The organism is Pedobacter agri PB92, assembly GCF_000258495.1.
GTDB lineage: Bacteria > Bacteroidota > Bacteroidia > Sphingobacteriales > Sphingobacteriaceae > Pedobacter > Pedobacter agri.
This window is the reverse complement of the sequence record NZ_AJLG01000283.1, coordinates 1-3837: the sequence shown is the minus strand read 5'-3', so window position 1 is coordinate 3837 and position 3837 is coordinate 1. Positions and strand designations below refer to the sequence as shown.

Annotated in this window: 5 protein-coding genes and 1 pseudogene; 1 reads left to right on the top strand and 5 read right to left on the bottom strand. The window is 36.6% G+C overall.

Annotated elements, in window-relative coordinates; genetic code table 11:
• The 5 genes from ON09_RS23065 to ON09_RS23050 form a co-directional block, all read right to left on the bottom strand.
• Positions 1 to 217 (bottom strand): PDDEXK family nuclease (locus ON09_RS23065; RefSeq protein ID WP_010603435.1); only part of this gene is annotated, 217 nt, incomplete at its 3' end.
• Positions 218 to 280: 63 nt separating this feature from the next.
• Entirely contained in the window at positions 281 to 1003 is a 723-nt protein-coding gene (locus ON09_RS23060; protein ID WP_010603434.1) for a ZIP family metal transporter, read from the bottom strand.
• Positions 1003 to 1194, bottom strand: coding sequence for a phosphatase PAP2 family protein (locus ON09_RS26715; protein WP_316927843.1), 192 nt, complete (start codon positions 1192 to 1194; stop codon positions 1003 to 1005). The genes ON09_RS23060 and ON09_RS26715 overlap by 1 nt, the downstream gene beginning before the upstream one ends.
• Complete coding sequence (locus ON09_RS23055; protein ID WP_316927842.1) at positions 1191 to 1565, bottom strand: phosphatase PAP2 family protein; 375 nt, start codon at positions 1563 to 1565, stop codon at positions 1191 to 1193. The genes ON09_RS26715 and ON09_RS23055 overlap by 4 nt, the downstream gene beginning before the upstream one ends.
• On the bottom strand, positions 1562 to 2293 hold the full coding sequence (locus ON09_RS23050) for a class I SAM-dependent methyltransferase (protein ID WP_010603433.1): 732 nt from the start codon (positions 2291 to 2293) through the stop codon (positions 1562 to 1564). Before ON09_RS23050 ends, ON09_RS23055 begins: the two co-directional genes overlap by 4 nt.
• A 644-nt stretch (positions 2294 to 2937) precedes the next feature.
• Between ON09_RS23050 and ON09_RS23045 the strand changes: the two are divergent.
• Positions 2938 to 3837: pseudogene (locus ON09_RS23045) on the top strand (phosphoglucosamine mutase); the annotation flags it as partial.

The window sequence follows — 3837 nt, the reverse complement described above, 5'->3', positions numbered from 1 at the left end:
ACGTACACACTAACAAGCTGGAAAAAATAAGATTATGATTAAAGCCAGCGCCAGACATTGATCTTACTTCGCTACTCTCATCTTGATGCAAAGAAAATATCTCACCCTGAAAATACTCATGCTTTTCTTGTGATGCTTTTTCCATCTCGAGGTATTCAGCAACTGTAAAATGCCTTTTTTTGTATTCTACATTTGGTTCTTTTACAATTTCGTCCATGTACTAATTTACATAAATTTTAACAAACTCGTGTAAACTGCAAACGACAATTTGTTAACTCAATCAATGCACATTTCCGGCGAAAAAACCAATCAACGCCACACCAATGCCCAGTAACACCGCTACCATTTTTCGGGTATTAATTTTATGATCGGCACTCGATTCGAATAAAATCGTGGTAGAAATGTGTAGAAAAATACCAATTACAATACCCATAATTTTATTGAAATAGGCATCTATACCACCAATTGTCCCGTTACTTAGGCCAACGCTCACATAAAAACCAAGTGGCGCCATTGCGGCGAAGATGAGCAAATAGAAAACAATACTTCCCTTTTTATAGTGGTTTTGCATTAAGATGCTTGCCAGGGCAAATGCTGCAGGAATGTGGTGCAATGATATTCCAAAGATTAGTTCGTTATGCTGATCTTTAGCCAGCGGCATTCCTTCCAAAAATGCGTGTAAACATAAACTAATCATAATACCAAAGGGGAACACATGGCCATCATGATGTTTGTGTATATGTCCATGTTCTACACCTTCTGAAAATTGCTCTAAAAATATCTGAAGCAAAAAACCAATTAATATAAAAACCCCGATTTGCCATTTATCTGGTCCGCTATAAGCATCTGGAATTAAATGCAATACAGTGATGCCAAAAAGATAAGCACCGCTAAATGATAGAATCAGTTTTAGTAATTTCGATTTATCGCTTTTAACCAAAAAGATAGAAGAGCCTCCTAAAAAAGCGCAGAAAAAAAGTACGGCAAATTTCCAAGCTTCCATTAAAATTCAGGTTGTAGTTTTTTAAAAATTTGTGAGCAGATTAATCCAATAAAAGACCCCAGCAATGCACCTGTTGCAACATCTACAGGGTAATGTACACCTACGTAAACTTGTGCAAAGCTAACAATGGCTGCCCAAAAAATACCAATAGGTAAAATCGGTTTCCATCGACTGTAAAATAAACCAATCAAAAATACCGCAATGGCAAAATGATTGGTTGCATGTGCTGAAGGAAACTTAATCCACTGCCACAAGGCACACGATGGATAATATCATTGGCCAGGTTAAAATCATTACAAGGACGCACTCTTGAAACCAAGGGCTTAATTAATCTTGATGCAATTAAATCGCCCATAGCAAATGTAAAAAGCAGCATTGCAATAATATAGTAGCCTTGTTTTTTATACTGTTTAATGCAAAAAACAACAATAAAAAGGTACAGTGGCGACCAGAAAAAACGGTTACGCATTAAAGGCATCAGCCAATCGAAAAAGCCATTCGAAAGCCCACGGTGGATTTTCAAAAACAACTCAACATCAAATTGCTGTATGCTTTCCATCATGCTTTTTTGCAGATTAAAATTAAACGGTCTGAACTAGATTCATCGAAATCATCAAGTGCATAACTACCGAAAGATTTTTGGATCACCATACCAGCTTTTGTTAGCATCCTTTCAAAATCTTCAAATGAAAAAGCTTGAACGCGTTCTTCGAAATTGTATACTTTGCCCTGGTCGTCAAAATTTATCTTCTTTATAATTTTTCCATCAACCACGTTTTTAGTGATGTTAAAGGTAATCCCATCAAGTTCCTTTGCTTCACAGTGATTTAAATTTCTGATAATTTTTTCTGTATTGAAATAATCAACAACCAGGGTACCTTCGGCTTTCAAGCACTTCCTAAAAGTTTTTAGTGCATTTACGTGTTCTTTTTCGGTGTCGAAATAGCCAAAACTGGTGAAGAGATTTAGGGCAACATCGAAATAATTGATGTAAAAAAGTTTGCGCATATCATGCACCAGGAAATGTAACTTATTGTTTTCAAACTGCCTGGCATATTTTATACTTTGCTCTGATAAGTCGATCCCGGTAACATCAAAACCTTTTTTGTTCAGATAAATGGAATGCCTGCCCTTACCACAAGCAATATCGAGTATTTTTGAATCGGGTAGTGGATTGAGGTATTTGGTAAGGTTATCGATAAAAAATTCGGCTTCGGCATCGTTTCTTTGTTGATAAAGAATATGATAATATGGCGAATTAAACCAATACTGAAACCACTTGCGCTGCATAAAAAAGCATTTTGTTAACGAATTTGCAAACTTAGATAAAATTGGGATAAACAAAGTACATTAATTTCATAGATAAGCAATTTATAATTTGTCAATTCAGAGGGTTGATTTTATACTTTGGAAATTAACATTCGGTTTTTTATTGGGAGCTACAGCCCTGCCATTCGCTGTAGCCCTCGTAGAAAAAACTCGGGGCTGCCGCTGCTGTCATGTTTAGAAACAAGGGCTTGTTCTTAATCAATCGTCATTACTGGGTATGGAGCAATTTTAAAGCTTTGGGTTAAACACAATGACAAATCGGAATTAGATGATTGCCTCCTGCCTGACAGTGAAGGTAATTGTTTCGTTTACACTACAATTCTAGTTTCTATAAACCAGACTTAGTGAAAAACCCGCAATCCCGGTTTTTCATCTGGAGCGGATTTGAAACGAGGGCGGGACAGTTGAAACCGATGTAATACTGCAACTGCTTTATAAAAAATTAAAAATCAGTCACACGTTTGATTAAATACCAAACCTAATTTCTACAAAATATATCGTATAAATAGATATAAAAACAATGTAAATTAACCAACCAGGCCAGTCTAAAAATAGCTGCTATCTTGTTTTTTTTCTTATTTTTGAAGTCTAATAAAATACACAAAGTGACTTTAATAAAATCAATTTCAGGAATAAGAGGAACCATTGGTGGGCAGGCTGGAAATGGCTTAACACCCCTAGATATAGTAAAATTTACGGCAGCTTTCGGGAGCTGGGTAGTACAAAAAACAGGTAACAAAAGAATTGTTTTGGGTCGCGATGCACGTATTTCGGGCGAAATGGTGAATAATTTAGTGATCGGAACCTTACAGGGTTTGGGTATCGAAGTAATCGATTTAGGTTTATCAACTACGCCAACTGTAGAGGTTGCAGTACCTGATGAACAAGCCGGTGGTGGTATTATTTTAACAGCTAGCCACAACCCGAAACAATGGAACGCCTTGAAACTATTAAATGCAAACGGTGAATTTATTAGCGATTTAGATGGTAAGGAAGTTTTAGATATCGCTGAAAACGCAAGCTTCGAATTTGCTGATGTAGACAAGTTAGGTAAGGTTATTAAAAACGATACTTACCTGCAAAAACATATCGATAAAGTTTTAGCATTGCCTTTGGTAGATGTTGAAGCCATTAAAAAGGCTGATTTTAAAGTCGTGATCGATTGTGTAAATTCAACAGGTGGTATCTTTATTCCGGCTTTATTGAAAGCTTTAGGTGTAACCAGAGTGACAGAACTTTACTGTGAACCGGACGGTCATTTTCCGCATAACCCGGAACCACTTCCAGAAAATTTAACGGAAATTTCTAAAGAGGTACAAAAGCAAAATGCAGATTTAGGTATTGTGGTTGATCCGGATGTTGATCGTTTGTGTTTCGTAAACGAAGACGGAAGCATGTTCGGCGAAGAATATACCTTAGTTGCCGTTGCTGATTATGTGTTGAAAAACACTCCAGGACACACCGTTTCAAACTTATCATCAACACGTGCTTTACGCGATGTGACT

Excerpts from the sequence above, each read along its gene's own strand:
- ON09_RS23055 (WP_316927842.1), bottom strand. The coding sequence starts at position 1,565 with ATGATGGAAAGCATACAGCAATTTGATGTTGAGTTGTTTTTGAAAATC.
- ON09_RS23050 (WP_010603433.1), bottom strand. The coding sequence starts at position 2,293 with ATGCAGCGCAAGTGGTTTCAGTATTGGTTTAATTCGCCATATTATCAT.
- ON09_RS23060 (WP_010603434.1), bottom strand. The coding sequence starts at position 1,003 with ATGGAAGCTTGGAAATTTGCCGTACTTTTTTTCTGCGCTTTTTTAGGA.